Annotated in this window: 27 protein-coding genes; 16 read left to right on the top strand and 11 right to left on the bottom strand. The window is 63.4% G+C overall.

Annotation, left to right across the window (positions count from 1 at the left end):
* Positions 1–6: 6 nt before the first annotated feature.
* Positions 7–999, bottom strand: coding sequence for a 4Fe-4S dicluster domain-containing protein (locus E4M07_RS12980; RefSeq protein WP_136658773.1), 993 nt, complete (start codon positions 997–999; stop codon positions 7–9).
* 158 nt (positions 1,000–1,157) lie between these two features.
* Here E4M07_RS12980 and E4M07_RS12975 point away from each other — a divergent pair, with 158 nt between their 5' ends.
* The 4 genes from E4M07_RS12975 to E4M07_RS12960 all read left to right on the top strand — a co-directional run bounded on the left by E4M07_RS12975 (position 1,158) and on the right by E4M07_RS12960 (position 3,402).
* A complete protein-coding gene (locus tag E4M07_RS12975; RefSeq protein WP_136658772.1) occupies positions 1,158–1,769 on the top strand; it encodes a DUF922 domain-containing protein in 612 nt (203 codons plus the stop codon).
* 156 nt (positions 1,770–1,925) lie between these two features.
* Positions 1,926–2,414, top strand: a complete 489-nt coding sequence (locus E4M07_RS12970; protein WP_136658771.1) for a twin-arginine translocation pathway signal — start codon at positions 1,926–1,928, stop codon at positions 2,412–2,414.
* Positions 2,415–2,419: 5 nt separating this feature from the next.
* Entirely contained in the window at positions 2,420–3,067 is a 648-nt protein-coding gene (locus E4M07_RS12965) for a ferric reductase-like transmembrane domain-containing protein (RefSeq protein ID WP_136658770.1), read from the top strand.
* Positions 3,068–3,138: 71 nt separating this feature from the next.
* On the top strand, positions 3,139–3,402 hold the full coding sequence (locus E4M07_RS12960; protein ID WP_136658769.1) for a hypothetical protein: 264 nt from the start codon (positions 3,139–3,141) through the stop codon (positions 3,400–3,402).
* 41 nt (positions 3,403–3,443) lie between these two features.
* On the opposite strand, the gene E4M07_RS12955 is transcribed toward E4M07_RS12960, so the two are convergent.
* Together E4M07_RS12955 and E4M07_RS29855 are read right to left on the bottom strand one after the other, a co-directional pair.
* Positions 3,444–3,899 (bottom strand): luciferase family protein, encoded by a 456-nt coding sequence (locus E4M07_RS12955; RefSeq protein WP_206057242.1) that lies wholly within the window; start codon positions 3,897–3,899, stop codon positions 3,444–3,446.
* 126 nt (positions 3,900–4,025) lie between these two features.
* A complete protein-coding gene (locus tag E4M07_RS29855) occupies positions 4,026–4,619 on the bottom strand; it encodes a LysR family transcriptional regulator (protein ID WP_136658767.1) in 594 nt (197 codons plus the stop codon).
* Positions 4,620–4,767: 148 nt separating this feature from the next.
* On the opposite strand from E4M07_RS29855, the gene E4M07_RS12945 reads away from it, so the two are divergent.
* The 3 genes from E4M07_RS12945 to E4M07_RS12935 all read left to right on the top strand — a co-directional run bounded on the left by E4M07_RS12945 (position 4,768) and on the right by E4M07_RS12935 (position 6,162).
* Entirely contained in the window at positions 4,768–5,151 is a 384-nt protein-coding gene (locus E4M07_RS12945; RefSeq protein ID WP_136658766.1) for a RidA family protein, read from the top strand.
* Entirely contained in the window at positions 5,148–5,675 is a 528-nt protein-coding gene (locus E4M07_RS12940) for an L-2-amino-thiazoline-4-carboxylic acid hydrolase (RefSeq protein ID WP_136658765.1), read from the top strand. Before E4M07_RS12945 ends, E4M07_RS12940 begins: the two co-directional genes overlap by 4 nt.
* 64 nt (positions 5,676–5,739) lie before the next feature.
* Positions 5,740–6,162 (top strand): cupin domain-containing protein, encoded by a 423-nt coding sequence (locus E4M07_RS12935; RefSeq protein ID WP_136658764.1) that lies wholly within the window; start codon positions 5,740–5,742, stop codon positions 6,160–6,162.
* A gap of 6 nt (positions 6,163–6,168) precedes the next feature.
* On the opposite strand, the gene E4M07_RS12930 is transcribed toward E4M07_RS12935, so the two are convergent.
* On the bottom strand, positions 6,169–6,645 hold the full coding sequence (locus tag E4M07_RS12930; protein ID WP_169054206.1) for an Lrp/AsnC family transcriptional regulator: 477 nt from the start codon (positions 6,643–6,645) through the stop codon (positions 6,169–6,171).
* Between the two features lie 125 nt (positions 6,646–6,770).
* Between E4M07_RS12930 and E4M07_RS12925 the strand changes: the two genes are divergently transcribed.
* Positions 6,771–7,178 (top strand): DUF2000 family protein, encoded by a 408-nt coding sequence (locus E4M07_RS12925; RefSeq protein ID WP_136658762.1) that lies wholly within the window; start codon positions 6,771–6,773, stop codon positions 7,176–7,178.
* Positions 7,179–7,342: 164 nt separating this feature from the next.
* On the opposite strand, the gene E4M07_RS12920 is transcribed toward E4M07_RS12925, so the two are convergent.
* A complete protein-coding gene (locus tag E4M07_RS12920) occupies positions 7,343–7,819 on the bottom strand; it encodes an Lrp/AsnC family transcriptional regulator (RefSeq protein WP_136658761.1) in 477 nt (158 codons plus the stop codon).
* Between the two features lie 102 nt (positions 7,820–7,921).
* Here E4M07_RS12920 and E4M07_RS12915 point away from each other — a divergent pair, with 102 nt between their 5' ends.
* A complete protein-coding gene (locus E4M07_RS12915; protein ID WP_136658760.1) occupies positions 7,922–8,794 on the top strand; it encodes an EamA family transporter in 873 nt (290 codons plus the stop codon).
* A 10-nt stretch (positions 8,795–8,804) separates the two neighbouring features.
* Positions 8,805–9,212 carry a hypothetical protein gene (locus E4M07_RS12910; RefSeq protein WP_136658759.1) on the top strand — a complete coding sequence of 136 codons (408 nt, stop codon included), beginning with the start codon at positions 8,805–8,807 and terminating at the stop codon, positions 9,210–9,212.
* A gap of 29 nt (positions 9,213–9,241) precedes the next feature.
* Here E4M07_RS12910 and E4M07_RS12905 read toward each other — a convergent pair whose 3' ends face one another.
* Positions 9,242–9,886 carry a GDSL-type esterase/lipase family protein gene (locus E4M07_RS12905; protein ID WP_206057241.1) on the bottom strand — a complete coding sequence of 215 codons (645 nt, stop codon included), beginning with the start codon at positions 9,884–9,886 and terminating at the stop codon, positions 9,242–9,244.
* A gap of 206 nt (positions 9,887–10,092) precedes the next feature.
* Here E4M07_RS12905 and E4M07_RS12900 point away from each other — a divergent pair, with 206 nt between their 5' ends.
* Complete coding sequence (locus E4M07_RS12900) at positions 10,093–12,531, top strand: hypothetical protein (RefSeq protein ID WP_136658757.1); 2,439 nt, start codon at positions 10,093–10,095, stop codon at positions 12,529–12,531.
* Between the two features lie 16 nt (positions 12,532–12,547).
* On the opposite strand, the gene E4M07_RS12895 is transcribed toward E4M07_RS12900, so the two are convergent.
* Positions 12,548–13,345, bottom strand: a complete 798-nt coding sequence (locus E4M07_RS12895; RefSeq protein WP_136658756.1) for a class I SAM-dependent methyltransferase — start codon at positions 13,343–13,345, stop codon at positions 12,548–12,550.
* 116 nt (positions 13,346–13,461) lie between these two features.
* On the opposite strand from E4M07_RS12895, the gene E4M07_RS12890 reads away from it, so the two are divergent.
* Complete coding sequence (locus E4M07_RS12890) at positions 13,462–13,953, top strand: contact-dependent growth inhibition system immunity protein (RefSeq protein WP_136658755.1); 492 nt, start codon at positions 13,462–13,464, stop codon at positions 13,951–13,953.
* A gap of 18 nt (positions 13,954–13,971) precedes the next feature.
* Here the strand turns inward: E4M07_RS12890 and parC are convergent, their stop codons facing one another.
* Positions 13,972–16,224: a DNA topoisomerase IV subunit A gene (gene parC / locus E4M07_RS12885; RefSeq protein WP_136658754.1), complete on the bottom strand. Its 2,253-nt coding sequence runs from the start codon at positions 16,222–16,224 to the stop codon at positions 13,972–13,974.
* Between the two features lie 229 nt (positions 16,225–16,453).
* Between parC and E4M07_RS12880 the strand changes: the two genes are divergently transcribed.
* Complete coding sequence (locus E4M07_RS12880) at positions 16,454–17,647, top strand: hypothetical protein (protein ID WP_136658753.1); 1,194 nt, start codon at positions 16,454–16,456, stop codon at positions 17,645–17,647.
* A gap of 49 nt (positions 17,648–17,696) precedes the next feature.
* On the opposite strand, the gene aspS is transcribed toward E4M07_RS12880, so the two are convergent.
* The gene (aspS, locus tag E4M07_RS12875; RefSeq protein WP_136658752.1) at positions 17,697–19,487 is read right to left on the bottom strand and encodes an aspartate--tRNA ligase; all 1,791 of its coding nucleotides are present in this window, start codon (positions 19,485–19,487) and stop codon (positions 17,697–17,699) included.
* Between the two features lie 211 nt (positions 19,488–19,698).
* Between aspS and E4M07_RS12870 the strand changes: the two genes are divergently transcribed.
* From E4M07_RS12870 to E4M07_RS12860, 3 genes are read left to right on the top strand one after another with little or no spacing between them, the layout of a single operon-like run.
* On the top strand, positions 19,699–20,970 hold the full coding sequence (locus tag E4M07_RS12870; protein WP_136658751.1) for an MFS transporter: 1,272 nt from the start codon (positions 19,699–19,701) through the stop codon (positions 20,968–20,970).
* 19 nt (positions 20,971–20,989) lie between these two features.
* The gene (gene rnd, locus E4M07_RS12865; RefSeq protein ID WP_136659192.1) at positions 20,990–22,141 is read left to right on the top strand and encodes a ribonuclease D; all 1,152 of its coding nucleotides are present in this window, start codon (positions 20,990–20,992) and stop codon (positions 22,139–22,141) included.
* A 30-nt stretch (positions 22,142–22,171) separates the two neighbouring features.
* A complete protein-coding gene (locus tag E4M07_RS12860) occupies positions 22,172–22,783 on the top strand; it encodes an isochorismatase family protein (RefSeq protein WP_206057240.1) in 612 nt (203 codons plus the stop codon).
* On the opposite strand, the gene ppx is transcribed toward E4M07_RS12860, so the two are convergent.
* Together ppx and E4M07_RS12850 are read right to left on the bottom strand one after the other, a co-directional pair.
* Positions 22,784–24,301: an exopolyphosphatase gene (ppx, locus tag E4M07_RS12855; RefSeq protein WP_136658749.1), complete on the bottom strand. Its 1,518-nt coding sequence runs from the start codon at positions 24,299–24,301 to the stop codon at positions 22,784–22,786.
* 9 nt (positions 24,302–24,310) lie between these two features.
* Complete coding sequence (locus tag E4M07_RS12850; RefSeq protein ID WP_246660465.1) at positions 24,311–26,479, bottom strand: RNA degradosome polyphosphate kinase; 2,169 nt, start codon at positions 26,477–26,479, stop codon at positions 24,311–24,313.
* Positions 26,480–26,523 lie beyond the last annotated feature (44 nt).

Here is a 26,523-nt window from a genome sequence, read left to right as displayed (position 1 = left end):
CGGAACTCACTTTTCAGCGGTGGTTTCCCGATCGCTTCGCCTTGCCAGCTTTTCGGCCAAATTCATCCCGACGCCCGGACGCGACCAGGGGCAGACGGCGATGCAGATGGCGCAGCCTGACGTTTCGGCAAAGAACGGGATGCACTTGTCGAAGTCGACGAACCACTTCTCGACACCGCGCACCATCTGTTTCTCGGGCCCGATCGCGAAGGGCGGACAGGCATCCTCGCAGACCCGGCACCGGGCGCAGAAATCGTCGACGCCGAAGGTGCGTTTGGGCGTGTGCGCAAACGGCGCATCCGTAAGCACAGCGCCCAGCCGGAATGCGGAGCCGAACTCCTGGTTGATCAGCGAGCCGTGCTTTCCCAACTCGCCGAAGCCGCATTCGAGCGCCGGCGGGATCATCAGGATCTCACCGACCATCGGGCCCGTCACGGGGAGCGCATCCCAGCCCTCCTCCCGCAACCATCCGGCAACGGCCTTGGCCGCCGCGGCCGCCCGGCAATACTGCCGCGTCACCTCGATGCCGCCACGGGTATCCGGCACGTGCTTCAGTTCGTCATATTCGTGCTGAACCCCCAGCATGACGACGGTGCCGAAATCCGTTTCCTGGTGATCGAAAACCCACTCGGGCTGCAACGCCGTGGCGCCGACCATCTCGCAATGGCCCTCGGCGATGAACCGGTTCAATGCGTCCGTCCATTCCTGCGGATCGCGTTGGGTGGGCGTCGGCGCAAGATCGGGCAACGGCGCTTCGAGGATCGCACGCCGCCTGGCCCGGTGTTCCATCAGGACCGGATCTTTCGGCTCGCGCTGGTAGAACCACTTCTGGGCTTCGCCGAAATCGGCGGCATCCATATCGGGCGCCCACCAGACCATTGTCGGGCGGCGCACTTCCCTCTCGCCCAGGCCGTTGGTCGTGCAGCCGTCCGTTTCCGGCAACAGCGCGACAAAGTCCGGGTCCGGCGTGAACGGTCGGTAAGGATTGTCCCTAGCCATACTTCAAGCCTAAAATATCGAATCCGGCGGGGCAAGTTGGAAAAGATTCGGCACGGCATGCACTTGCAATTCGGTGCCGGCTCGCAAATATCGTCTAACGAACGCGCGCACGCCCGGAGATATCCGGCAAACCAAGGCTCCAAGGACCCGGCCACCGAATGAAACGCACCCTCGTTTGCTGTACCGCCGCCGTGCTCCTCCTCGCCCCGCCGGCCCAGGCCGACCTCCGCACCAAGGACATCCGCGCGAGGGAAGTCGAGAAGACCTATGCGATTTCGGGAACGACCGGCCTGGAACTCTACCAATCGATCGGTGCGCGCGGCCCGCGCATCGGCAACGGGGCATCGAGCGCCATAGCCCTGACCGAATTCGACCTGAAATGGGGCCGTGACTACAAGCGCGACGGCAATGACTGCGTGCTCGCCGCCGCGCGGCACTTCCTGACCATCACCTACACCCTGCCGAAACCGCAGGGAAAACTGGCCCCGGACGTTGCCGCCCGCTGGCGCGTCTTCATCGCAGGCATGCGCGCCCACGAGGCCGTTCACGGCAAATACGTCGTCGAGATGGCGCAGGAGATCTACGACACGACCGTCGGCTTCCGGCAGCCGAACGACCCGGGTTGCAAAAAGATCCGCAACGCCATCCAGGCGCCGCTCAAGGCCGCCTTCACGCGCTACAAGGCCCGCAACCGCGCTTTCGAACAGTCGGAGATGAGCACCGGCGGCAATGTCCACCAGCTGATCCTCAGGCTGGTCACCGGGCCCTGACGAATTCGCTCCACTCACGAAACAGTGAGCGCGGATTATCCTGCCCTGTACCGTCCCGGTCTCGGAATTTGCCGCAATCGCGCTATAATCCAGCAGCGACAGTGTTTGGAATCCATCGACAGGCCGGGGGCACGAGAGCCGGCAGGAGACATCCACATGACGACTGACTTCATTACCCGCCGAACCCTCCTTGCCGCCGGCGCCGCCGTGGCAGCGACCGGGGCTTCCGGGCTGCTCGTCCCCGCCCGTGCCGCGGGCCTCGCGCCGACGCGCTCGATGCGCGGCGGCTCCAACAATTACCGCGCCGGCGCGCCGATCGTCGAGCGCATCGGCGGCGGCGGCTTCTGGATGAGCGGCACCGTGCGCCGCGCCGGTGACGGCGCTCCGCTTGCCGGCCAGCGTATCCAGATCTGGGCGCACACCACCGAGGGCCACGAGCGCGACTGGCACAGCCACGGCGCGACGCTGACCGACGCCAATGGCGTTTTCCGCCTCGAGATGCCGCAGATCGTGCCCGCCTTCGGCCAGCCGCACGGGCATCTTGCCTATGACAGCGGCGACTTCGAGACCGTCTTTTTGCGTCCCATCATGCCGAGTTCGAAAGACAAAAGCCTGGAGGCGCATTTCGTCCTTCAGCCGGTCTGACCCCGTTGGGTTCGAAAGCCAACGGCAAACCCCGCGCATTCCTGATCTGGGCGGCCCTCGCCGCCGCCATTGCCGTGCCGCTCGCCGCCGCGGCGGCAAGCCCGCTGCTCGCCTGGCGCGACCCGGTCTATATTGCCGCCGGGTTTGCCGGCGTCGTTGCCATGGCGTTGCTGCTCCTGCAGCCGCTGCTGGCGGGCGGGTACCTGCCGGGCCTGTCGGCCTACCGGGGGCGGCGCGTGCACCGCTTCGTCGGCGCGGCCCTGGTCGCGGCGGTGGTGATCCACGTCGCGGCCCTTTGGGTCACCAGCCCGCCCGACGTGGTGGATGTCCTCCTCTTTCGCTCGCCGACCCCCTTCTCCGCCTGGGGCGCGATCGCCATGTGGGCGGTGTTCGCGGCGGCGCTCGTGGCGGCGCTGCGCCGGCGGCTGCCCCTTCGCCCGCGGACCTGGCGCCGCATTCACACGTCGCTTGCGCTGCTCGTCGTCGTCGGCAGCGTGGTCCATGCGGTGCTGATCGAGGGAACCATGGAGACGGTCTCGAAGATCGTGCTGTGCGCGCTGGTCGTGGCGGCGACCATGAAGGTTATTGTCGATCTGAACATCTGGCCGATCGGAACGCGTCAGGGGCGTGCCGGTGAAGGCAGGCGGCGCTGATGCCGGTGGCCGATGACGCATGGCAAATGCACTTGAACGCGCTAATGTGCAGGCACAGGAAAGGCAAACACATGTCCCAGGCGGAACTCCTCAAATCCCTCGATCTGCTGAAGGCCGGCGACCTGCAGCCGGGCTCCGAGATGGATCAGGCGCACGAGATATGCCAGTCGCATGAAGGCTCGCCGCTTTACGACTGGATCCATGCCCTCGTCCACCGGATCGAGGGCGACGATGCCAACGCCGCCTACTGGTACCGGCGTGCCGGCCGGACACGGCACCCGGGACCGGTCGAAGAGGAGTGGCAAATCATTCGCACCGAGATCGAAAAGGCCTGACGCGTAGCGCTCGCAAGCGAAATCCCGAAAACATCCCGCCATTACAGCGAGGTTGCATCCCTTCCCGTCACGTATTCGTACGATTTCATAATGAGCTCAAGCACGACTTCCAGTTCCGCCCCCGAGACGGGCGTATAGATCATCACAAATCCGTCCCAGCCCGGCCGCCGGCCGGACCAGGGATGATGCACCGCCCATCCGCGTTGAACCGCCTGGTCGGCAAGGGCGGGGGGCAGCGAGGCGTGCAGGCTTCCGTCCGGGTGCAGGTGGGCGAACTCACGGCCGCGAACGATGGCGTCCGGGCGGGCCAGCGGAACCTCTTCGGTGACCCAGAACCCCAAGGCACCCGGCAAGGAGAGGATACTGTCCTGTATCTCGATCCCGGGTGTGCGTGATACGCGCTGCAACAATTCGGCCGAGATTTCCGGGACGGGCTCAACGCCGATCTGAACGTGCGGAACGCCGTTCGTGGTGCGCGGGACAGGCGTCTCGCGCATCGGCAGGGAGTCCTGTGCCGGAGCCGATGACACGCCAACCAGGAGGATTAAGAAAAGAAACCGGAATATTCGCACCACTCGCATTCGCCTGTTCCTCCACGTTGATTGGTCGGGCCGCCCCTCGCCTCACCGCGCCGGCGCGATGTTGCGCGTCAGGTCCTGCACGATCGCCCGCGCCTGCCGGCAGTCGGCAAGGCCCGGCTTGCAGACGAAATGAAGAGCCTGCGCGCCGCCCGAATCCGGGATGATGATGAGTGCGAGATCGCCATAGGGGCCGCCGCCCGGACGGATGAGACAGTCGATCTCGTCGGTCCGCAACAGCTCGACGTCGCCGGTCTCCACCCAGTCGCGGATGTGGTTGCGCAGGCCGCCGCTGCCGTTCGGCCAGTCCGCCGGCAGCTTGTCCCTGGCGGCAGAGCTCATGCCGACCCGGAACTTCCGGCTGTTTATCTCGGGCGCGATCGCCTCGGTCGCCGCGGTCAGGTCCGCGAAGACCTTTGTGATCGGCGGCAGGTAAGCTTCGCCCTCATGGGTCAGCAGCAGACCGTGCGGCAGGCGCCGGAACAGCGCTATACCGAGCGATGCCTCGAGTTTCTTGACCTGCTGGCTGACGGCGCCGGCGGTCACGCCGAGTTCACTCGCTGCGGTCTTGAAGCTCAGATGCCTTGCCGCGGCCTCGAAGGCACGCAGCGAATTCAAGGATGGAAGCCTGTATGTCATCGCGTTCTCCGCATCGCAGCATACACCAGGAAGCGGTCGCCGAGGGCGAGAAATTCTATCCCTGCGCAAGAGGTCTTCTGCGTTGAGCACCCGCCCCGGCAGCCGGTAACCTGGCGCTCGGCAATCGAACCGGAAGGAATATTCCCTGATGAAGATGGAGCATATCACGTCGCCCGAAGCGCACGACCTCAACGGCTCATACGCCCAGTGCGTCGCCGTCTCCGGCCACACGCGGACGGTCTATGTCAGCGGGCAGATACCGGTGCGGCCGGACGGAACGGTGCCCGAAACCTTCACCGAACAGGCTGAACAGGCCTGGGCGAATGTCGAGGCGCAGTTGAAGGCAGCCGGCCTCGGGCTGGAAAACATCGTCCGCCACACCACCTATCTTTCGGACCGCAGGTACCGGGACGAAAACAGCGCCGTGCGCCGCGCGGTGCTGAAGGACAACAGGCCGGCCCTGACGGTGATCATCACGGGCATATTCAACGAAGCCTGGCTGCTGGAAATCGAAGCGGTGGCAGTGCAATGACCGGCCCTGAGACGCAATCCCTCCACTACGGCGCCGTGAAGGACCGCGGCCGGATCTACCTTGCCGTCTTCCGCGAATTGACGCGGCGCCACGGCGAAGCCGAGGCGATCAGTGTGATGCAAGGCGCCAGCCGAGCGCACGGTCTCGAGGTCGGCGCGTCGCTGGCGCATCTCGCCCCGCGCGATTTCCCCGGCCTGCTCGAGGCCTATTTCAAGGGTCCCGACGGCGGCGCCACTTACTCGCCCGAGGTCAAGGAAATCAGCGACACATGCCTCGACGTGCAACTGATGACCTGCCCGCTGAAGGACGGGTGGCTCCAGATGGGGTGCAGCGATGACGAGGTCTGCACCCTGCTCAAATGCGCGCGGGCCTTCGACGAGGCGGTGTGGGAGGCGGCCGGCTTCGATTTCGAGCTTGAAATGTGGTCTCCCGGAAAGACCGGCTGCTGCCGAACGAGAGTGACGGAGAGGTCCGCAGGCCAAGCCGGGCCCGGCGCGTCTCGGCGCGGCGACGATGCCGGTTGACAGCGCCCCCTGCGGACACAAAGATCGGCCGGAGCCACGCAACAATCGGGACATCTTCAATCACATGACGGGACAAGCGCATTTGCTGAAAGCCGCCGCGTTCGCCGCGGCGTTCGGGTTTTTTGGCGCGCCATGCGGCGCCTTCGCGGACGACGGCGGATTTCGTCCGCAGCCGGGCAGCAACACCATGCTTAGGGCGCCGCTGGAAACGGCGCCGGGAATAGAGGTGATCATCTCGGACGTGGTGATCCCTCCCAATACGGCGGTTCCGCCACACAGCCATCCCGGCGAGGAATTCGTCTATGTGATCGAGGGCTCCGCCGTCCACCGCGAGGAAGGCAAGGAAGACCGGGTCTATCGCGCGGGCGAGGCCTTCGCGATCGGAAGGGGCAAGGTGCACGCACCCTTCACTGCCGACCAGCCGGCGCGCGCAATCGTCTTCCGGGTCCATGTGGAAGGCAAGCCGGAGCGCATTCCGGCCGAGTGACCGCAATTATCGGGCAAGCTCGAGCGCGTCCGACAGGTCGTGTTGCCGGGCGCCCTCGAATATGATCGAAGTCTCGATGCGGTGAATCTCCTCCCGCGAGGAGAATTTTTCGACGACAATCCGGTGAAGATGGGTCGTGTCGCGGGTGACGATTTCGACAATGGCGTCGAACCGGCCGCTGATCATCCAAGCCGCCCGTGTCTCCGGGATCCGCAGAATATCTTCGATGAACCTGTCCAGGTTGGTCTTTTCGTGTTCGGACATCTGCACGAACAGCAGCGCCCTCAGCGAAAGGCCCAGCCGGTCGAGGCGCACATCGGCATGGGCGCCCGCCAACAGTCCGCTTTCGAACAGGCGCCTGGTCCTTTCGTGAACGCTGGACGGCGACAGTTCCACCGCGTGCGCGAGTTCCTTGTTGCTCATCCGTGCATTCTTCGACAACAGAGCGAGAATGCGGCGATCCGTTCGGTCCAATGCCGTCATTTCAGCCATCCTCCGAATTTGTTTCGTTTGCACCCAAGTGTGGCGAAAATTACATTGTTTACAGAAGAAATCTCCAAATTTCTTCCTTCTTTTTAGCGAGAATTCCGAATCGGATGAGGTCAAACATGTTTGATACCAAGATCGCCATCATCGTGCGGGAGGATCTTCCCGTCTGGCAGAAACTGAACGTCACTGCCTTCCTGACAAGCGGCGTTCTCGGTGCGAACCCCGACCTCATTGGCGACCGCTACGAGGATGCGAACGGCAGGACCTACAGGCCGCTGATGATCCAGCCGATGATCGCGCTGGCCGCGGACGCGAAGGGCCTTGCGAAGATCCATTCCCGTGCCCTCGATCGCGGCGTCGACTTAGCGATCTACACCGAGGAGATGTTTGCAACCGGCCACGACGCAGCCAACAGGGCCGCGGTCAAAGAGTTTCCGACCGATGAGCTCAAGCTTGTCGGCCTGGCGCTGCGCGACGAGAAGAAAACGGTCGACAAGATCACCAAGGGCGCGAAGATGCATCCGTGATCTGCGCTGCCACGGAACCGCGTTTTGCAATCGAAATCAGCTTGTTGAACGCTGACTTTCAAGCATAGATTCCGCCAGGGCGTGATCGCCGTCCCACGCCCTGCCCGACCGTCTGCGCGCCAGGGCAAGGAAGCGTTGCCGCGCACCCAAATTCCATGCACTGCTCACGCCGTCCCAGCGCCCACCTGCGGAAGCCGCCGCGCGACGGGCGATGACTGGACAACGGACGTGTTGGTCGACGCGCTGTCAGCGAACTTGTCGATCAAGGCCTCGAGGTTGGCGACATCGGCCACATGGGCGCGCGCAACGTAGCAGTCGTCGCCGGTTATCCGGTCGCATTCGACGATTTCCGGCTGCGCGCGCAGGATTTCCGCCACCCGGTGGAGCGCACCGGGCAGCGGCCGGATGCGAATCCACACGGTGAGCGGCAGACCGATGGCGGCAGGGTCGATATCGAGCGTGTAACCGCGGATGATCCCGGCCTCCTCCAGACGCTTGATGCGCTCCGAGACGCTCGGTGCCGACAGGCCGACGCGGCGCGCAAGTTCGGCGACGGTCGTGCGCGCATCGGCAATCAGGTGTTCGAGGATGGCCGCATCGACGCCGTCCAGATCGCCGTTTTCGTATCGAAGGCGTTTCATGAATATTGCCTCAGTATCTTAATATTGATTCCGAAAAAGAAGTTCGAAGATCCATTCGAACGCCAGTTTACGCCTGCTATCCTTCGGTCGCAAGGATCGAATATGGCGAACAATCCCATCACATTGAACAAGGCCGCGCAGACGGTGCCGCCCCAGGCCTGGTTCGGCGTCAGCGCGGTGTTTCACTATCTGGGCCCGTCCTTCGCGGTGCTCCTGTTTCCGGCAGTCGGGGTGCTCGGCGTCGCCTGGTTCCGCATCGCCAGCGCCGCGCTCTTCTTCGCGCCGCTGACACGGCCGTGGCGCACGATCAGTCGCGCCGACAAACGTATGCGCCTCTTGCTCCTCGGCCTCGGCCTGTGTCTGGCGGTCATGAACACATCGTTCTACCTGGCGCTCGAGCGGCTGCCGATGAGCCTCGTCGCCGCCATGGAATTCGTCGGGACCATCGCCGTCGCGCTCTACGGGTTCCGGACGCGGCGCAATCTGCTGGCGCTCGTTATCGCCGCGGTCGGCGTCTTCATCCTCATCGACATGAAATGGGCGACCGATCCGCTCGGCCTCGCCTGGGCGACGCTCAACGCGGTCCTGTTTGTCGGCTACATCGTTCTCGGCCACCGGGCGGCGGCGCGCGGGGCAAGCGGCGGCGTCGAGATCCTCGGCGCGGCCATGATGGTCGCGTTCTTCGTGCTCCTGCCCATCGGCTTGTTCGAGGCCGTCCGCGCCTTCAGGCACCCGGAACTCGTGCTCGCGGGCATTGCCGTCGGCATCTGCTCATCGGTCATTCCATACATCTGCGATCAGCTCGCCATGTCGCGCCTGCCGCGCGCCAGCTTCGCGCTGATGTTGGCGCTGCTGCCGGCAACGGCTACCATCATCGCGGCCATTGTGCTTGCGCAGATTCCATCCGCCCGGGATGTCGCCGGCGTGGCCCTGGTGATGGCCGGAATTGCCATTCATCGGCCGGCAGCGGATTGAGGAGGCTCAGTTGGAACATCAAGGCGGCTGCCATTGCGGCAACATCTCGCTGGTCTTCCGGACCGATGTCGCGCCGGAACGCATGGTGCCGATCGCCTGCCAATGCGTGTTCTGCCGAAAGCACAACGTGAGCGCCGTCGCCGACCCGCAAGGGCGCCTCGACATCCGCATCGGCAACGATGCGGATTTTGCCCGCTACCGTTTCGGCCTGCGCACAGCCGACTACCTGATTTGCCGTCGCTGCGGCGTCTATGTCGCTGCGATCACCGCGGACGCGCCCAAGCGCGCGCTTGTGATTGTCAACTGCCTCGACAGCCGGGACCGCTTCACCACCGCCCCGATGGAGGCCGACTACAGCGGCGAGACCGAAGCCGAACGCCGGGAACGGCGGCGAAAGGGCTGGACGCCGCTCGCGTAGAACCGGACGCCCGTGCCCGGTCAGCGGTATTACGCATCCTCGAACCAGGACGCCCAGGCGTCCCACCGGTCGACGAGGTCGGCCATCATGGCGTAGCCCGTCCCGTCGCAATGCATGTGGTCTCCGAGCGTCAGGCTGTGCATGTAGTGGGGGCTGGCAAGCAGCGGTGAATGGATGTCGAGATAGGGCACGCCGATTTCCGCGGCCAGGCTCATGTAGCGGCGGTTCAGCGCCATTGCGGTTTCCTGCCGGAAATTGATCTCCAGCCCCGCACTGGGCCGCATCGGCGAGCACGCGACATTGGCCGGCGGCACGCCGACCCAGATTGTGGGATAGTGCGCGGCCGCCTCGCGCACGATGGCCTCGGCATTTGCGACGGATGCATCCTCTTCGACCCGCCGCCCGGAACCGGCGATCTCGGCGACATCGTTGATGCCGAACTGCAGCACGACACGGTTGTCCGCGCCGTCCGGGAAGCGCGATGCGCATTCGTGCCTCCACCGATCTCGTATCTCGTCGGTGGTCGCTCCGCGAATGCCGAGATCGTAGAAGGTGAGCCGGAACTGCCGGTCGAACCGTGCCTGGCAGAGCCGTCCAATCCAGCCGAGGCACTGCTCGTCGCCGGACCCGTTGATATAGCTATCACCCACGAAACATATGCGCAGATCCCGCATGGCGTCCTCACGAATCGGATGGTTCAGTTCGGGCTTGCCTGCCCGATTGTTAGTTGATGATGGACCCGAGGTCCATCGCATTGGTTGTCGAGGCCGTGCCGGCGACCCGCCACGATTTGAACAGATATCGCAATCGTGTTTTCGGTTCGTTGCATCCTCCCATCGCGGCACGTAAGGTTACAGTACCAGCGCCTGCGGGAGGGGATATGCAGGATGCCGAAATGCAATGTCTGACCGGTGAACGGGCCGCAGTAGATGGCCGGAGCGCCACGTCTGCCGGAAATTCCATAGCGCGCTTCAGCCTGACGCCTGCAACGCCGGCCTTACTCATCCCGCTGTTCGTTCTCGTATTATTGTCCTCGGCGCTGCTGCCGACCGCCTCGTTCGCTTGCGCATGCGACGATGCGTCCATGGTCGAAGCGATGAACATGCAGATCGCCGACCGGGCGAAAAAGCTGGAGCGGATCAGAAAGAGCGGGAAACCGCCGCGATCGCCGTCGAGCAATCCATGGGTGCTCAGGCGCGAGATCGAGGAGATACTGGTCGCCAGGGAGACCATTCTTCGCGGCATCGCCGAATGCCGCAAACAATGCCTGATGCCCGACAATGCAAACATCTACGACCGGGACAGCGCCGACACCGGGATCTCCGCCGACTGTCCGGAGTGCGGGGACCGCGAAAATGCGCTGCGCGAAGAGGAAGCCCGGCTTGGCCTTGCCCTGCGCAACCTCGATCTTTTCCGGCGAGAAGTGATGCCGGGGGTCGCCGCCGACGAAACTGCTGCGAGTTTCCACGCCGAAAACGCGGCCTATGAGCGCGAGGCCGTCCACAATGCCGAAGTGGAGGAAATATATGATGCCATGATCCGGGCGCGCGATGCGGCGTGCCGGAACAGCATCCTGGCCGAAGGCGGATGGCGCGAACAGAAACGCCGCGAAAACAGCACCATTTTCGACGATCCCCTTGAAGACCAGTCATCCGATATCCAGCCGGAAAGGGTGGCGACCGAGAATCTGGTCTATCACGGAGACATCAAAGTGCGGCGTTCGGGCAGACAACTCTACAACAATGACACACGCATGCTTGAGGACGAGTGGATCGGGGAAAACGGAGTCACATATACCCCTGCTCAAATCGAGCAACTCCGGCAGGAAGAGGACACCGATCTTTCCCAAAGCCAATGGAACCAGAAAACACTGGCGGAGATGGAATCCTCGCTTGAAACGCTGGTCCACGGCACCGCGCAGACGGCAGCCGAGCTTTACGATCAATTCATGGATCTTCCGGCCCATTTCGGTTTCGACGTCTTCCCGCATCCCGAAATCTCCGACTACGGCGCATGCATGCGGCTGGGCCGGGCGGCGCGGCGATATTTTCAGGACGTTGTTGTTCCGTCCAGGGACGCGCTGAGCAAGCTCGGCGGCGGGCTGCCCGGCGGGCGGTGGGACAGGCTGCAGGAACTGAAGGACCTCGAGGCCGAGGTGCGGCAGGCGCGCCAGCGGCGCGACGCGGCCCTGCAGGCGCTGATTGAATGCAATGTGCGGTCGTGCCTGCGTAAGGAAGACACCGGAGCCGGGTTCGAAGACGACGCGGCGAGCGAACCGGAGGATGAGGACGCGCCGGCAGCCGAAAACGAAGACAACGAGGGTGAAGACACCGCATCCCCGGGCGACGTCTCGATGCCGGGACTGGAGAGCGACGACTCGGGACCCGTGGTCATGATGCCCGAAATCGAGTTGCCTTCTGTCGAAAAACCCGGGCTTGGACACTTCATCATTCCGGGGCTTTCGGACAATGCGGCCGCGCCTGCCGCGTCCGCCGTGAGGCAGCCGCCGGGTCAATGCGGGCATGAACCCGCGAATGTCTGCGCCAAACTTGGCGAACCCCGTGCCGCGGAGTGCACCGCGATCGTTGAAAACTGGCGGGTCGCCTGCAACGAGGTCATCGCGCATCGCCGCGACAACGACATGGCGCAGTGCATACGGCGCTGCGAAATGATGGCCAGCGAAGCTTCCGACGCAAATCGGCTGCGTGCGCTTGCGCTGCGGCTGATTGCCGACAACGATCCGCAGACCAACGGCCCCCTCGCCGAGGAACTCGCCGCCGCGCAGATCGAACTGTTCAATGCGCGGCTTGATTTCGAGGAGACGGTCGAGACCCTGGAGGATCTTAAGATCCATATCTACGTCAACGCTGAGACCGGGGCCGTGGTCCAGCATGACGGCCCGTACTTCGACCCGAACCCGCCCCTGGTCTATTCGGGTTTCATGAAGAAACGTCCCTCGCCCCGCGACATGGAGCAACTGAAGTCCGCAGAGGCCAGGATCACGGCGCTGCAGGCCAAGATCGCGGATCTGACCGCCCGGCTCGGCGCATTGGGCGGATGGCGCACCGAGGCGACGGCGTTCTGGATGGGCGAGGATTCGGGTTCGCGGGTCGGCTGCCTGGCACCGTCCATTCCCGGGCAACTGCAACAGTGCGTCGCCTTTTGCGAACAGCAGCAGCATCCCGGGGCGGAGATCATTCCGGAGCCGCTTCCGATTTGCGGCGGAACGGCGATGCTGGGACTGCTTTATCAGCCCTCCTCCCGCAACCATCTCTATCCGCCGGGCCACCCATGGCGGCAGCAAGGCTTCGGCAGATAGGGCTGTTTACGCCGTCCTAGACGGTGGCAGCTGGCTTGCCGGCGCGGATGTGCAGGAAGATCGGAGCCACCTGGGTGTCTGCCACGAGCGGGTGCTTGCGGGCCGTTTCATCGGATGCGCGGGGTTCGCCGAACCGCTGGATGAGAAAGCCGGCGGCGCAGATCATCGCCACCCAGTTGGACAAGGTCCGGTGGAAGCGCGGCACGCTGAACGGATCGAGCCGTTCGCGTTCCTCGTCCGGCACATCCGAGAACATCCAGGTCTCGACCTGGCCGTCCACCTCTTTGAAATAGTCGGCGACCTCGACCGCCCGCACTTCGCCGTCCTCGCCGCGGACATTGCGCCGTTTCGGCGGGACGAAACAGGGATGCAGTATCGAGAACTGCAGGAAACCGCCCGGGCGCAGCACACGGAACATCTCGGTGAGCGCCCTGTCCTGTTCGGGCATGTCCATGAGCGACATGAAGGCGGTGACGAAATCGAAACTTGCATCGGCGAAGGGAAGCGCCAGCGCATCGGCTTCGCGGTAGTCGATGCCGAGCGGCGCCTCGTCTTCCGCTTCCCGCGCGTGGCGAATGAAGGTCGGCGCAATGTCGATGCCGGTCATGCGCGCGCCGCGCCCGGCGATGCTGCGGGTGTTCGCGCCCTCCCCGCAGCCGACATCAAGGCCTTTCAAGCCCTCGACGGGCGGCAGCATTGCCAGAAAAGCCGGCGTGTTGAGCGCGTCGCGATAGACATCGTGACCGGCGCGCGTGGTCCGCGTCCAGGTCTCGGCATTTCCTTCCCAGTGAACGGCAACGTCGCGCGAATCCATGGATCTGGTCCCGTTAGCAAGATGCGAAAAGATTTGGCGCTTGAAATTTGGCAGGCTTAGAAGTGACTCTACATGAGTCCTCGACAAAGCGGCAAGAGATGCTTCAGGATTAAAGAATGAGCAAGACGCTGGAGGAGCTTGAGGGCGATGACTGGGGCGAGGCCGAAGACGGCTCGCCTCTGGTTCAAACCTGTCACGCATTGAGGCGCAAGCCGCTCGACCAGTTCTCCACTGAAGATCTCCGGGTTATGATCGGGCAAGATATCGGTCTATATCACTTGCTCCCAAGGGCTATTGATGTGCTCCGCGAAAATCCACTCGCATCGGGCGACCTCTATGAGGGGGACTTGCTGGTGTCCGTCCTGCAATGCCGCGATGCGCAAGACAGTCGCGCTGACAATGCCGCTGAGTTGAGGACAATTTGCACCAGGGTTTTGGAGACCATGGACGGCCAGGCTGCCGAATTCCTGTTTGGTGGTAACGCACCCAAAGATTTCGGGCTGACCGATAGTTCAGCCGCAGAGCTGGTGCGGGAAAAAATAACAATTCTGTCGAGTGAGCCGCCTTTTAGAGACTGCATACTATTTCTTAAAACCCATGGCCATTGAGCGCCTGACGCATATCCACTACCCGCCGAAATGCCCTGCTCGCGGAAAACCCCGCGGGGCAACGCGGCCGGCCTGGGCGCGGTCGCCGAGCCACTCGGCGAGTTCCGCCTTCGGCTTGGTGTGGGTGCGGCCGGCCGAATCCTGCCAGGAAAGGCCCTCGTCCATGGCGAAGGTCTTCACGTCGGCGATGCCGCCGTCCTTGTAGCGCTGAAGGCGCACGCCCTTGCCGCGGGTCATTTCGGGCAGCTGCGTGAGCGGGAAGATCAGCAGTTTCTTGTTCTCGCCTATTACCGCGACGCTGTCGCCGCTGACCGGAACGCACAGCGTTGCCTCCACCGGCAGCTTGACGTTCATCACCTGCTTGCCCTTGCGGGTATTGGCGGTGATCTCCGACTGCGGCACGACAAAGCCGTTGCCGACGGTCGAGGCCAGCAGCAGCTTCTGCTCCGGATCGTGCACGAAGGCCGAGACGATGTCCTGGTCGTTGTCCATATCGACCATGATACGCACCGGCTCGCCGTGGCCGCGCCCGCCCGGCAGCCGGTCGCAGCCGAGCGTGTAGAACTTGCCGCCGGTGGTGAACAGGATGATCTTGTCGGTCGTATGGGCGGGAAAGGCGAATTTCAGCTTGTCGCCCTCCTTGAAGGAGAGGCCCGAATAATCCGTCAGGTGGCCCTTCATCGCCCGGATCCAGCCCTTCTGGGAGACGACCACCGTCACCGGTTCCTTCTCGATCATCGCCTGCTGGATGGCTTCGAGATCCGTTTCCGGCGCATCGTCGAATCCGGTGCGGCGCTTGCCGATCTCGGTGTCCTTGCCGAAGCTCTTCTTGACCTCGCCGATCTCCCAGGCAACCGTTTTCCACTGCTTCTCATCGGAAGCCAGCAACGCCTCGATTTCGGCCTTCTCCGCCGTCAGACCGTCGAACTCCTTGCGGATCTCGATTTCCTCGAGCTTGCGCAGGGACCGCAGCCGCATGTTGAGGATCGACTCGGCCTGGAGATCCGTCAGCTCGTAGCGGCGCATCAGCTCGGCCTTGGGGTCGTCCTCCTCGCGGATGATGCGGATCACCTCGTCGATGTTGAGATAGGCGATCAGGTAACCGCCGAGGATCTCGAGCCGCCGCTCGATGGCCGCCAGCCGGTGCCGCGAACGGCGCTGCAGCACTTCCTTGCGGTGCTCCAGCCACTCGAGCAACACGTCCGGCAGCGACATGACCTTCGGCACCTTGCCCTTCGACAGGACATTGAGGTTGAGCGACACGCGCGATTCAAGGTCGGTCAGCTTGAACAGCGATTCCATCAGCAGCGTCGGATCGACACTGCGGCTCTTGGGAACGAGCACCAGACGGATGTCCTCGGCGGATTCGTCGCGAATGTCGTCGAGCAGCGGCAGCTTGCGTGCGAGCAGCAGCTCGGCGATCTTCTCGATCATCCGCGATTTCTGCACCTGGTAGGGAATCTCGGTGACGACGATGACGTAGCCGCCGCGGCCGGCATCCTCCTTCTCCCAGCGGGCGCGCACGCGGAACCCGCCGCGGCCCGTCTTGTAAGCTTCGAGAATCGAGGCGCGGTCCTCGACGATGATGCCGCCCGTCGGAAGATCGGGTCCGGGCACGAATTCAACGATCTTGTCCAGGCGCGCATTCGGATGCTTGATGAGATGCAGCGCCGCGTCGCAAAGCTCGGCGGCGTTGTGCGGCGGGATCGAGGTCGCCATGCCGACGGCAATGCCGGTCGCGCCGTTGGCGAGCAGGTTCGGAAAGGCGCCCGGCAGGACCACCGGTTCCTCGTTCTCCTCGTCATAGGTCGAGCGGAAATCGACCGCATCCTCGTCAATGCCGCGCAGCAAAAGCTCGGCCACCGAGGTCATCTTCGATTCGGTGTAGCGCATGGCGGCGGCGTTATCGCCGTCGATATTGCCGAAATTGCCCTGCCCGTTGACCAGCGGGTAGCGCACGGCGAAATCCTGGGCGAGCCGCACCAGCGCGTCGTAGATCGCCTGGTCGCCGTGCGGGTGGAAATTACCCATCACCTCGCCGACGATCTTGGCGGACTTCTTGAAGCCGCCATTCGAACGCAGTCCCATGTCGCTCATCGCGTAGACGATGCGCCGGTGGACCGGCTTCAGACCGTCGCGCACGTCCGGCAGGGCCCGATGCATGATGGTCGAAAGCGCATAGGCGAGATAGCGCTCTTCAAGCGCCGATTTGAGGTCGACCGGTTCCGATCTGTCGTCGCCGTTTCCCGGCGGAACAAGGCTTTTTCCCATGTCCTGCACTTAGCCGATGCGTTGATTCGCGGCAAGGCTTGGTGCAGGTTCCAGAACTGCCATACAGTTGAAGTATAACCCTTGGGCAACCATGTAACAGTTTGGTGAGGTTCCCTGCCCCGAAAAATACCGTATAGGCTGTTATTGGACCGATTAACACGCTTGAATGGCACTCGCCGCCGCGGTGGCGCCTGCAAAAATAGAAATCTCATATCAGGAAGGACAAGATATGCGCGCCCAATCTTTCAAATCCGGACTATTTGCGGGCGTCGCCCTGCTGGCGACCACCCAATGGGCCGCGGCTCTCGACGCGGAGGATTTCGCCAAGAAATTCGCCGCCGCCTATGCCGCCCAGGGCGCAGAGATCACCTATGGCAGTGCCTCCGGCCAGGGGGACACGATCGTCATCAATGACGTGACCATGGAAATGCCGGGCGAGGAAGAAGGGTTGAATTTCGGCGATCTGACCTTCAACGGCGTATCGGAAGACGGATCGGGCGGCTACAAGGCCGATTCCCTGACGGAAGACAAGATCGAGTTCTCGGCCGAAGATGTGACGTTCTCCGTCAGCGACCTGAAGGTCGAGAACCTGCATGTACCGGCCGAACCCGGCGGCAATACGCTGGACGATCTCCTGTTCTACGATGCCGTCTCTACCGGGCCGATCGTGCTGAACGTCGAGGGCAATGACGTGTTCCAGGCGTCCCGATCGGTGACCAAGACCTCCAAGAACTCCGACAACACGCGGGTCGATTTCGACGCACGGATCGACGGCCTTGAGGTCGATCTCGGCGCTGTGGAGGATGCGCAGGCCCGCCAGGCGATCGACGGTATGGGCTACCAGAACATCAATGGCGACATCGTCATCAACGGCTACTGGGCGCTGCCCACGGGCGAGATCACCTTGTCGGAATACGCTCTAACGCTGGACGATGTCGGCCGCCTCGACCTGCAGTTCTCGATCTCGGGCTACACGCTCGAATTCATCAAGGGCCTGCAGCAGATGCAGGAGCAGATGGCCAGCCAGGAGGACGACGCCAAGGCCCAGCAGGCGATGGGGCTTGCCATGATGGGCATGATGCAGCAGCTCACCTTCAACAGCATGTCGGTCCGCTTCGACGACGCGTCGCTGACCAACAAGATCCTCGACATGGTGGCCAGCCAGCAGGGCATGAGCCGAGACCAGATGGTCCAGGGCCTGCAGGGCATGCTGCCCCTGGTTCTTGCGCAGCTTCAGAATCCCGAGTTCCAGCAGCAGGTGACGGAGGCCGTCAGCCTTTACCTGTCGGATCCGAAGAGCATCGAGATCAGCGCCAAGCCGGATGCTCCCCTGCCCTTCGCCTCGATTGCCGGATCGGCGATGGGCGCGCCGCAAACGCTGCCGCAGGTGATGAACGTATCGGTCACCGCGAACGAGAACTAGAAACAAAAAAGACCCGCCGTGAGGCGGGTCTTTTTCGATCTGGCGGGTGTCATTCCTCCCGGGCGACCGGGATGATCCTCAAATTGAGCTCGCGCAACTGGGCCGCGTCGGCCTCTCCCGGCGCGCTCATCAGCAGGTCCTGCGCCTGTTGGTTCATCGGGAACATGGTCACTTCGCGCAGGTTCTTTGCTCCGACCAGCAGCATGACGATGCGGTCGATGCCCGCCGCCATGCCGCCGTGGGGCGGCACGCCGTATTGAAACGCGCGGTAAAGCCCGCCAAAGCGTTCCTCGACCACGTCCGCATCGAACCCGACCAGGCCGAAGGCCTTGACCATAAGTTCCGGAACGTGGTTGCGGATCCCGCCCGAACCGATCTCGAAGCCGTTGCAGACAACGTCGTACTGGTAGGCGAGGATCGATTTCGGGTCCTTGCTCTCCAGCGCTTCCAGACCGCCCTGCGGCATCGAGAACGGGTTGTGCGAGAAGTCGAGCCGGTCTTCCTCGTCGTTCCATTCGTAGAAGGGAAAGTCGACGATCCAGCACAGATCGAACCGTTCGGTGTCGATCAGTTCCAGTTCCTCGCCCACGCGCGTGCGTGCATCGCCCGCGAAGCCGACGAATTTTTCCGGCACGCCGGCGACGAAGAAGCAGGCGTCGCCCGCTTCCAGGCCGAGCTGGCCGCGGATGGCATCGGTGCGTTCCGGCCCGATGTTCTTGGCGAGCGGCCCGGCGCCGGCGACGGCGCCTTCCTCCTCGCGCCAGAAGATGTAGCCGAGGCCCGGCTGGCCCTCTCCTTGCGCCCAGGAATTCATCCGGTCGCAGAAGGCGCGGCTGCCGCCGGTCTTGGCCGGTATCGCCCAGACCTCGACCTTCGGGTCGTTGGCGATCATGTTTGCAAAGACCTTGAAACCGGAGCCGGCGAAGTGCTCGGTGACCGCTTCCATCTCGATGGGGTTGCGAAGGTCCGGCTTGTCGGTTCCGTATTTGCGGATCGCCTCGGCAAAGGGGATGCGGCGGAATTCCTGGGTCACCGGCCTGCCCTCGGCGAATTTCTCGAAGACGGAGCGGATGACCGGCTCCATCGTCGCCAGGATGTCCTCCTGCTCGACGAAGCTCATTTCAACGTCGAGCTGGTAGAACTCGCCCGGCAGCCGGTCGGCGCGCGGATCCTCGTCGCGGAAGCACGGCGCGATCTGGAAATAGCGGTCGAAGCCGGACGCCATGATGAGCTGCTTGTACTGTTGCGGCGCCTGAGGCAGCGCGTAGAACTTGCCTTCATGGATACGGCTCGGCACCAGGAAGTCGCGCGCGCCTTCCGGCGAAGAGGCCGTCAGGATCGGCGTCGAATACTCGGTAAAGCCCGCCTCGCCCATCAGATCGCGCATCGCCGCGATGATCTCCGTGCGGCGCACGATGTTCCGGTGCAGCGTCTCGCGCCGCAGGTCGAGGAAGCGGTATTTGAGGCGCACGTCCTCGGGATAGTCCGGCTCGCCGAAAACCGGCAGCGGAAGCTCCTTGGCGGCCGACAGCACCTCGATCTCGCGGGCATAGACCTCGACCTCGCCCGTCGGCAGGTTGGGATTGACCGTGTCGTCGGAACGCGCCTTGACGTCGCCGTCGATGCGGATCACCCATTCGCCGCGCACGGTTTCAGCCAGGTTGAACGCCGCGGAATCGGGATCCGCAACCACCTGCGTCACGCCGTAATGGTCGCGCAAATCGATGAACAGGACACCGCCGTGGTCGCGAACGCGATGGACCCAGCCTGACAGTCTGACGGTGTCTCCGACATTGGATTTGCGAAGGGCGGCGCAGTTATGGCTGCGATAGCGATGCATCGGTCTTACCTGATTGTTTTTCTGAACCTGAAATGACAGCGAGCCTGTAGCGGCCGCATGTCACCGTGAAAGCCGCGCGGACAAGCGCATGACCGGCGTGATTTGTCAAGAAGCGGCTGAAATTATCGGCCGGATTGGGCGCGACAAAACCGATGAAGGTGCTATGGTCATTTGTCTTCAACCGACTCCTCGATTCCGTGCCGCCCAGACCATGAATTCCATAAGACCGCTCATCCCGCTGTTCGCGGCGGCCGCCATCCTGCTCGCCGGCAACGGACTGCAGGGCACGCTGATCGCGCTGCGGGGCGCCGACGAGGGTTTCTCCACGCTGGTGATCGGCGTCATCGGCGCGGCCTATTTCGCCGGCTTCATGGGCGGCTGCTTCATCGTGCCGCGCATTTTGCGGGCCGTCGGTCACATCCGCGCTTTCTCGGCGCTCTGTGCCATCGCCGCCAGCGGTACGTTGCTCCTGGTACTGATCGTCGATCCGATCGCCTGGATGGCGCTGCGGTTTGTGATCGGGCTTTGCTTCGCCTCGCTTTTCACCACCGTCGACAGCTGGCTGAACTCGGGCGTGACCAACGAGAACCGGGCGCGGGTGCTGTCGATCTACCGGCTGATCGACATGATCGTCGTGACGGCCTCGCAATATCTCATCCCGGTGTTCGGGGAATCGAGTTTCGCCATCTTCGCGATCCTGGCGATCATGATCAGCATGTCGCTGGTGCCGATATCGCTCGCCGACCGCTCCAATCCGAAGCCGCCACGCAGCTTTTCGTTCAGCCCGACGCTGATCTGGCGGCTGTCGCCGATCGCCTGTATCAGCTGCATCGCGATCGGCCTGACCAACGCGACCTTCCGCCTGATCGGTCCGATCTACGCGCAGGCGATCGGCCTACCGCTCACCGCGATCGCCACCTTCATGGGCGCCGGCATCCTGGGCGGCACGGTCCTGCAATATCCGTTCGGGGTGCTGTCGGACCGCTATGACCGCCGCATCATTTTGCTAATCGCGACCGCGGGCGCGACACTCGCCGGCATGTTCATCAACAGCTTTGCGGGGACGGACGCTGTGTTGAACTATGTCGGCATCTTCATCTTCGGCGCATTCTCGCTGCCGCTCTTCTCCCTCGCCGCGGCCCATGCGAACGACCACGCGACACAGGAGCAATACGTACAGGTCGCGGCGGGTCTGCTTTTCTTCTGGTCGATCGGGGCGATCCTCGGACCGTTCATCTCCTCGGCCCTGATGCAGGGTTACGGTCCGTCGGTGCTGTTCACGTTCACCAGCGCGGTGCACGGCGCGCTGATCGTCGCGACGCTGTGGCGTATGCGTGTGCGGGCCGCCGTTCCGCGCGGTGCACGCGGGCGCTACCATGCCCTGCTCCGGACTTCTCTGTCGTTCAACCGGATGGCCAGCAAGGAAGGGCGGCGTGCCCGCGACGAGCGGTCAGGTAATGGAAGACAAGACAAGGAATATTAGGTAAACAGCCTTCATGGATATCATCAGTACGACCGGCGGCCTCGAAGCCGCCTGTAAGAGTCTTTCCCAATCAGATTTTCTCACAATCGACACGGAATTCATTCGCGAGACAACCTTCTGGCCGGAACTCTGTCTCATCCAGATGGCGACCGACGACCTCGCCGTGATCGTCGATCCGCTGGCCGACGGCATCGAGCTGCGACCGTTCTTCGAACTGATGGCCGACACCTCCGTCGTCAAGGTTTTCCATGCGGCACGGCAGGACATCGAGATCATCTATCACCGGGGCGGCCTGATCCCGCATCCGATCTTCGACACGCAGGTTGCCGCCATGGTCTGCGGCTTCGGGGACTCGGTGTCCTACGATCAACTCGTGCAAAAGACCGTCGGGGCACAGATCGACAAGTCGTCGCGCTTCACCGACTGGCGCCAGCGGCCGCTCTCCGACAAGCAGCTGCGTTACGCGCTCGCCGATGTGACGCATTTGCGCGACGTTTACAAAATGCTCAATTCACGCCTGCAGGAGGACGGCCGCGAACACTGGGTCAAGGAGGAGATGGACGTGCTGGAGTCGGCCTCCACCTACGACCTTCATCCGGACGATGCCTGGAGGCGGCTGCGGATGCGGGTCCGCAAGCCGATAGAGCTGGAGATCATGAAACACGTGGCGGCCTGGCGTGAACGCGAAGCGCGCGAACGCAATATACCGCGCCGCAGGGTCCTCAAGGATGAGGCGATCTACGAGGTCGCCCAGCAACAGCCGCGCGACGTCGCCGCGCTCGGACGCCTCAGGACGATCCCGAAGGGCTGGGAACGTTCGCAGGCCGGCGGCGCCGTTGTCGCTGCGGTCGAAGGTGCTCTGGCCACGCCGAAGCAGGACCTGCCGCGCATATCCCGACCCTCGCAGCCGCCGGAAGGCGCCGCCGCTGCCAGCGAGCTTCTCAAGGTTCTGTTGAAGCTGACGACCGAGAAACACGGGGTCGCGCCGAAGGTCATCGCCAATACGGACGACCTCGAGCGGATCGCAGCCGACGGCGAGAACGCCGAAGTCGGCGCGCTGGCCGGCTGGCGGCGGGAACTGTTCGGCGAGAAGGCGCTCAAACTGTTGCGCGGCGAGATGGCGCTGCGCTTTGTCGACCGCAAGGTCGAGGTCGTCGAATTGCAGGATTGACCGTGGCTCCTCTTTCAAATGGAGGCAGTATTGAGCGAACACAAGATTTACGAGCGGCAAGGTTATGGCGGTTCAGTGGGCTTCGGAAACGCGCCTGCCCTGCTTGTTGTTGATTTCGTCAACGGCTTTCTCGACCCCGAGCTCTTTGGCGGAGGAAACATCGCCGAAGCGGCCGCCCGCACCGGCCCTTTGCTCGCTGCCGCACGCAAGACAGGCATCCCGGTCGTCTTTACCAGGGTTGTCTATGCGGAAGACGGCTCGGATGTCGGCATGTTCTGCAGGAAGGCGACGCGCCTCAGCCAATTGACTGAACACGCCGATACCAGCCAGATCATTGAGGGGCTGGCGCCGGCTTCCGGCGAATTGATCGTTCGTAAGACGCAGGCGTCCGCATTTTTCGGAACCGGCCTCGCTGCCAATCTGATTGCAAAGCACATCGATACTGTGATTGTCACGGGCTGCACGACCAGCGGCTGCGTCCGGGCGAGTGTGGTGGATGCGGTCAGTTACAATTTTCGGCCAATCGTCGTCACGGACTGTGTCGGCGACCGGGCGCTTGGTCCGCACGATGCCAATCTCTTCGACATGGGTCAGAAATATGCGGACCTGATGCTCTGCGACGATGTCGTTGCCCGATTGTAGTCAGTCCTCCATCTCGAAATAAACCGTCTTGCCCGTCAGCTTTGAGAGCTGCAGCAAACGGCCCTCGAGGCGCTCGCCGGCAAATTCCTTCAGGTGACCCGGTATCATGAGCACCAGTTCGTCGGGGCCCGTCGGCTCGAAGCGGATCGATGGCGTCACCCCGGGCATCGATGCCGAAAACAGGTAGCTCACGCGCAGCAGGCCGCCGAGGAGTTTTGCGAATTGCTGCAGGCGGGGCGTCGCGATCGCCGCGATGGCTTCGCTGAGCCCGTCGTCGCGCAAACCCTCGAAGCGATAGTAGTTGGCGAGCGCGATATAGGCGCGGCCGGCATGGGTTATGCCCCCGAAAGTGCCGTTTGCGATGAGATTGAGCGATTGGGATCCGCGATAGTCGGGATGCGCGCGCCAGCTGATGTCGGCGAGCAGGCACGCGGCGCAGCGATAGCGGGCCTCCTCGTCCGTCTCCATAATGCCGAATGCCTTGAACGCCTTTTCCGTCCAGCCGGTCAGTTCGCGTGCGTGTTCCGGCGAGCGGGCGCGCAGGATCGCCAGTTCATTGGCCGCGGAAATCAGCGGATCGAGCGCCTTCTCCTGCTCGCCGAGCAGCGAATAGAGGAACCCCTCGCGCACGCCAAGCGCGGAGAAACTCACCTTTTCCGGCTGCATCGCCTGCAGGATCTCGGACATGGCGACGGCACCGAACGGCAGCAGGCTGCGGCGGTTGCGCGACACCGCCCGCATCGCCCCGCTCTTGATCGCGCCGTTCTTCTCGATGCCGGCGAGAAAATCGATCGCATTGGCAACCGGGATCTCATAGCCCTGCGTCATGTGCAGCGGGTAGTCGGTCAATTCCATATGCAGCTTGGCCAGGTTTCGCCAGGTTCCCCCGACCGCGTAGAAGGTGCGGTCGCGGCCGTTCTCGAGCAGAGTCGCGGCCTCCAGCTTGGTGCGCACGATCTTGCGCGCCTTGGCCAGCGATCCGCCCGCCACTTCCGACAGCCGCAGCCCGCCGACCGGGAGGGTAATGCCGTCGCCGATCTCGGTTCCGACGATATCGACGAGTTCCAGTGAGCCGCCGCCGAGGTCGCCGACAATGCCGTCCGGCCGGTAGTAGCTGCCGATCACGCCAAGCGCCGAATAGTAGGCCTCCTCGCGCCCGCTGAGGACGTGGATCTCCTGTTCGAGAATCCCTTCCGCCTCCTGGATGAAATCCGGGCCGTTGGCGGCCTCGCGCGCGGCGGCCGTGGCCAGGACGTGGAGATGGGTGGCGCGGGCCTGCTCTGACAGGGCGCGAAACCTGCGCAGTGCGCCCAGGGCACGCTCGACACCCTCGATATGCAGCATGCCCGTGGCCGCGATCCCCTTGCCGAGACCGCACAGGACCTTTTCGTTGAACAGCACGGTCGGCGTCCGGTTCAGCCCCTCGTAAATGACGAGACGAACGGAGTTCGAGCCGATATCGACAACCGATACCGGGGCAATACCGGGCAACCGGCCCTGGGCTTCCGATTCAACCATTCAGCGTTCTTAGCGTTCTGAGCGTTGTCTTTTCTGCTGCGAAACCAGTCCCGCTATCAGCTTGGGCGCGCTTGATGCCAGTGCACCCCCCCGCCCCGACAGGCTGGGATTGGTCATGAAATAGTGCTGGGCGTTGAACGGCTCCTCTCCTTCGCGCACATCCATCCTTCGCGATGTGCCATCTGCAAGTATTTCGTAGCCTTGCTGGTTGTCGATCAGGTTGCCGAGCATGATCTGCGACTGTACCTGTTCCTTGACGGTCGGATTCTCGAGCGGCACCAGCGTCTCGACCCGCCGGTCGAGGTTGCGCGGCATTATGTCGGCCGAGCCGATATAGACGATGGAATCGGCGCTCGGCAGACCCTTGCCGTTGCCGAAACAGAATATGCGGCTGTGCTCCAGGAACCGGCCGACGATCGATTTGACCCGGATGTGCTCCGACAGGCCCTTGACCTGCGGGCGCAGGCAGCAGATGCCGCGGATCACAAGATCGACTTCGACCCCCGCCTGGCTGGCGCGGTAAAGCGCGTCGATCGTCGCCGGATCGACCAGCGAGTTGGCCTTCATCCAGATCGCCGCCGGTCTGCCGTTACGGGCATGTTCGATCTCGCCCTCGATGTGATCGAGCAGTCGCGTGCGCATGGTACCGGGCGACACCAGCAGCTTCATCTCCTCGGTCGGCTGGCTGTAGCCGGTGATGAAGTTGAAAACGTGGGCCACGTCGTGGGCGATGTCGGGATCGCAGGTGAAGAACGAGAGGTCGGTGTAGATCTTGGCTGTCACCGGGTGGTAGTTGCCGGTGCCGAGATGGCAGTAGCTCGCCAGCCGGCCCTCCTCGCGGCGCACCACGAGCGACATCTTGGCGTGGGTCTTGAGCTCGATGAAGCCGAACACCACCTGCACGCCGGCGCGCTCCAGGTCGCGTGCCCAGCGGATATTGGCTTCCTCGTCGAAGCGGGCGCGCAGCTCGACGAGGGCGGTCACCGATTTGCCCTCCTCGGCGGCATCCACAAGCGCCCGCACGATGGGACTGTCGTTGGACGTGCGGTACAGCGTCTGCTTGATCGCCAGGACATCGGGATCGCGCGCCGCCTGGCGCAGGAACTGCACGACCACGTCGAAGGACTCATACGGGTGGTGTATGACGATGTCCTTCTCACGGATTGCCGCAAGGCAATCTCCGGCATGCTCGCGGATGCGCTCGGGGAACCGTGCATTGTAGGGCTCGAATTTCAGATCGTCGCGCGGCGTGTCGACGATCTCCGAGATCGTCGAAAGGGCCAGCAGGCCCGGCAGGACGGCAATGCGGTCCTCCGGAACGTTAAGCTCCGTGGCCACAAAGGAGCGCAGCGATTCCGGCATTTCTGAATCGAATTCGATGCGGATCACCGAGCCGCGGCGACGGCGTTTGAGGGCGCGCTCGAAGAAGCGCACGAGATCCTCGGCCTCTTCCTCGACCTCGATATCGCTGTCGCGGATAATGCGGAACGTTCCCGACCCCATGACGCTGTAGCCGGGAAACAGCGTCTCGATGAACTGCCCGACGACGTCTTCGAGGGTGATGTAGCGGACCTGATTGTCGCTGTCCGGAAGGCGCACAAACCGGTTGAGCGCCACCGGTAGGCGCAACAGCGCCGTCATCTGCTCGCGCTTGCGGCGGCTGAACAGCTTGAGCACGATGGAGAACCCGAGATTCGGAATGAACGGGAACGGATGGGCCGGATCGATCGACAGTGGTGTCAGCACCGGGAAAATAGACGACAGGAACTCCTGCTTGAGCCAGTCGAGATCGGTCTTGCCGAGGTCGTCCGGCCGAACGATGAGGATGTCTTCCTCGGCGAGATACTGCTGCAGGACAGCCAGCGATGCCTGCTGTTCCAGCTGCAGTTTGCCGATTTCCTCAAGCGCTTCGTTGAGCTGGCGCAGCGGCGTACGTCCGTCGGCGGAACGGCTGGTGATACCCTCGCGGACCTGGCCCTCCAGACCGGCGACGCGAACCATGAAGAACTCGTCCAGGTTTGCCGCCGAGATCGAAAGGAAACGGATCCGCTCGAGGAGCGGATGGGCGTTGTTCTGGGTCTCCTCAAGGACGCGGCGATTGAACTGGAGCCAGGAGAACTCGCGGTTGACGAAGCGCTCCGGGCTGTTCATCAGCGCCTCGAGGGCTTCCGCCGACATATCCGCGTCGCCCAGGGGGCTTATCGTGGTCCGATCGTCCATGT

The organism is Nitratireductor sp. XY-223, from assembly GCF_004959855.1.
Taxonomy (GTDB): Bacteria; Pseudomonadota; Alphaproteobacteria; order Rhizobiales; family Rhizobiaceae; genus Hoeflea_A.
Note: the sequence above shows the minus strand (reverse complement) of the source record. Positions and strands in the feature narration are given on the sequence as shown.

Excerpts from the sequence above, each read along its gene's own strand:
- aspS (WP_136658752.1), bottom strand. The coding sequence starts at position 19,487 with ATGCATCGCTATCGCAGCCATAACTGCGCCGCCCTTCGCAAATCCAAT.
- E4M07_RS12980 (WP_136658773.1), bottom strand. The coding sequence starts at position 999 with ATGGCTAGGGACAATCCTTACCGACCGTTCACGCCGGACCCGGACTTT.
- E4M07_RS12895 (WP_136658756.1), bottom strand. The coding sequence starts at position 13,345 with ATGGATTCGCGCGACGTTGCCGTTCACTGGGAAGGAAATGCCGAGACC.
- E4M07_RS12975 (WP_136658772.1), top strand. The coding sequence starts at position 1,158 with ATGAAACGCACCCTCGTTTGCTGTACCGCCGCCGTGCTCCTCCTCGCC.
- E4M07_RS12915 (WP_136658760.1), top strand. The coding sequence starts at position 7,922 with ATGGCGAACAATCCCATCACATTGAACAAGGCCGCGCAGACGGTGCCG.
- E4M07_RS12900 (WP_136658757.1), top strand. The coding sequence starts at position 10,093 with ATGCAGGATGCCGAAATGCAATGTCTGACCGGTGAACGGGCCGCAGTA.
- E4M07_RS12890 (WP_136658755.1), top strand. The coding sequence starts at position 13,462 with ATGAGCAAGACGCTGGAGGAGCTTGAGGGCGATGACTGGGGCGAGGCC.
- E4M07_RS12955 (WP_206057242.1), bottom strand. The coding sequence starts at position 3,899 with ATGCGCGAGACGCCTGTCCCGCGCACCACGAACGGCGTTCCGCACGTT.
- E4M07_RS12850 (WP_246660465.1), bottom strand. The coding sequence starts at position 26,479 with ATGTCGGCGGAAGCCCTCGAGGCGCTGATGAACAGCCCGGAGCGCTTC.
- E4M07_RS12880 (WP_136658753.1), top strand. The coding sequence starts at position 16,454 with ATGCGCGCCCAATCTTTCAAATCCGGACTATTTGCGGGCGTCGCCCTG.
- E4M07_RS12920 (WP_136658761.1), bottom strand. The coding sequence starts at position 7,819 with ATGAAACGCCTTCGATACGAAAACGGCGATCTGGACGGCGTCGATGCG.
- E4M07_RS12930 (WP_169054206.1), bottom strand. The coding sequence starts at position 6,645 with ATGACGGCATTGGACCGAACGGATCGCCGCATTCTCGCTCTGTTGTCG.
- E4M07_RS12970 (WP_136658771.1), top strand. The coding sequence starts at position 1,926 with ATGACGACTGACTTCATTACCCGCCGAACCCTCCTTGCCGCCGGCGCC.
- parC (WP_136658754.1), bottom strand. The coding sequence starts at position 16,224 with ATGGGAAAAAGCCTTGTTCCGCCGGGAAACGGCGACGACAGATCGGAA.
- ppx (WP_136658749.1), bottom strand. The coding sequence starts at position 24,301 with ATGGTTGAATCGGAAGCCCAGGGCCGGTTGCCCGGTATTGCCCCGGTA.
- E4M07_RS12870 (WP_136658751.1), top strand. The coding sequence starts at position 19,699 with ATGAATTCCATAAGACCGCTCATCCCGCTGTTCGCGGCGGCCGCCATC.
- E4M07_RS12945 (WP_136658766.1), top strand. The coding sequence starts at position 4,768 with ATGAAGATGGAGCATATCACGTCGCCCGAAGCGCACGACCTCAACGGC.
- E4M07_RS29855 (WP_136658767.1), bottom strand. The coding sequence starts at position 4,619 with ATGACATACAGGCTTCCATCCTTGAATTCGCTGCGTGCCTTCGAGGCC.
- E4M07_RS12935 (WP_136658764.1), top strand. The coding sequence starts at position 5,740 with ATGACGGGACAAGCGCATTTGCTGAAAGCCGCCGCGTTCGCCGCGGCG.
- E4M07_RS12940 (WP_136658765.1), top strand. The coding sequence starts at position 5,148 with ATGACCGGCCCTGAGACGCAATCCCTCCACTACGGCGCCGTGAAGGAC.
- E4M07_RS12925 (WP_136658762.1), top strand. The coding sequence starts at position 6,771 with ATGTTTGATACCAAGATCGCCATCATCGTGCGGGAGGATCTTCCCGTC.
- E4M07_RS12905 (WP_206057241.1), bottom strand. The coding sequence starts at position 9,886 with ATGCGGGATCTGCGCATATGTTTCGTGGGTGATAGCTATATCAACGGG.
- E4M07_RS12960 (WP_136658769.1), top strand. The coding sequence starts at position 3,139 with ATGTCCCAGGCGGAACTCCTCAAATCCCTCGATCTGCTGAAGGCCGGC.